Source organism: Streptomyces flavofungini (assembly GCF_041028215.1).
GTDB classification, from domain to species: domain Bacteria; phylum Actinomycetota; class Actinomycetes; order Streptomycetales; family Streptomycetaceae; genus Streptomyces; species Streptomyces flavofungini_B.
On sequence record NZ_JASKYR010001112.1, the window covers coordinates 1 to 1,630 of the forward strand.

At 71.8% G+C, this 1,630-nt stretch carries 3 protein-coding genes; 1 reads left to right on the forward strand and 2 read right to left on the reverse strand.

Annotated features, from left to right (window positions below; translation table 11 throughout):
- The coding region (locus AB8Z36_RS38880) for a polysaccharide lyase beta-sandwich domain-containing protein (RefSeq protein ID WP_369218080.1) at positions 1–427 on the forward strand (427 nt) is incomplete at its 5' end.
- 12 nt (positions 428–439) lie between these two features.
- Here AB8Z36_RS38880 and AB8Z36_RS38885 read toward each other — a convergent pair.
- Both AB8Z36_RS38885 and AB8Z36_RS38890 read right to left on the reverse strand, forming a co-directional pair.
- Positions 440–658: a ferredoxin gene (locus tag AB8Z36_RS38885; protein WP_369218081.1), complete on the reverse strand. Its 219-nt coding sequence runs from the start codon at positions 656–658 to the stop codon at positions 440–442.
- An 8-nt stretch (positions 659–666) separates the two neighbouring features.
- Positions 667–1,630: cytochrome P450 (locus AB8Z36_RS38890; protein ID WP_440582120.1), on the reverse strand; the 964-nt coding region annotated here is incomplete at its 5' end.

Here is a 1,630-nt window from a genome sequence, read left to right on the forward strand (position 1 = left end):
CGCCACGGAGGAGGGGGTGCGGGGGTATGAGCACGGGCACGGGCGTGGGCACGGGCGCGGTCCGCTGCGGGTGCTCGCCAACTCGACGCGGCTCCAGGCCGTCGCGCACAGCGGCCTCGGTCTGACCGGGGTCAACTCCTTCACGGCCGGACCGCACGAGACGGCGGACCTGCGCGTCGAAGGACCCGCCTCGGTCCTCGTGCGCCGCCGGAGGGACAAGGGCCGCGTCACCACCTCCGTCGCCGTGTCCGATCCGACCATGGACCGGGACACGGTGACGGTCCTGCTGCGCGGGCGCGGACTGCGCGTGGTCTCCGCCGACCCGGGGGTACGGGTGAGCGCGGCGCCCGGCGTGACGCGCGTCGAGGCCGACACGCGTCACGCCTACGGCAGGAGCTTCACGGTGACACTGCGGGACCGGGACTGAGCCGCGGCCCTGTCACGGGCTTTCGGTGCTGATGGCCTGGACCGGGCAGGCCCGGACGGCCTCCTTGACCATCGGGTCGCCGCCGCCGTCCTCGCGGCCCGGGATGACCTCGCTGAAGCCGTCGTCGTCCTGGGTGAAGACGGCGGGCGCGGTCAGCGCGCACATGCCCGCGCCCACGCACCGGTCCTGGTCGACACGGATCACCGTGCCGGTCGCCTCGTCGCTCATCATGGCCGCCCCTACCAGGTCACCGGGAGTTCGAGCATCCCCTGGATGGTGTCGCCCGGTTTGAAGGGGATGTCCTCGGCGGGCTTCGCCAGACGCAGATCCGGCAGCCGTTCGAAGAGCGAGCGCAGGGCGATCTCGATCTCCGCGCGGGCGAGGTTCTGCCCCAGGCACTGGTGGATGCCGAACCCGAAGGCGAGGTGATGGCGCGTGCCCCGGTGCCAGTCAAGCTCCTCGGGCGCCTCGTACGCCGTGCCGTCGCGGTTGACGAGGGACGTGGAGAAGATGACGCCGTCCCCGGCGCGCACGGTCTCGCCGTAGACCTCCATGTCCTCCTTGGCCACCCGCATCAGCCCGTCCGCGATGGACAGATAGCGCAGCAGTTCCTCGACGGCGGCGGCCATCAGCGGCTCCCCCTCGCCCATGCCGGTCCGCAGTTCGGCGAGCCGCTCGGGGTGCTGGAGCAGCGTGAACGTACCGAGGGAGATCATGTTCGCCGTGGTCTCATGCCCGGCCACGAGCAGGATCGTGGCGAGGCTGACCAGCTCGTCGCGGTCCACCGCGCCCGAGGCGAGCTGCTGGTGGATCAGCTCGTCGAGCAGCCCGTCGCCCGGTTCCCGCCGCTTGCGGTCGATCAAATCCAGGAAGTAGTGATCGAGTTCGTCGCGCGCCCCCTGGATGTCCTGGGCGCCGGGCCCGCGCAGCAGCCGGCGTGACTGCTCCTCGAAGAACTCGTGGTCGGCGTAGGGCACGCCGAGCAGGGCGCAGATGACCATGGAGGGCACGGGCAGCGCGAACGCGTTCACCAGCTCGGCGTGCCCTACGCGATGTCCTGGGCGCCGGGCCCGCGCAGCAGCCGGCGTGACTGCTCCTCGAAGAACTCGTGGTCGGCGTAGGGCACGCCGAGCAGGGCGCAGATGACCATGGAGGGCACGGGCAGCGCGAACGCGTTCACCAGCTCGGCGGGCGGCCCCTGCT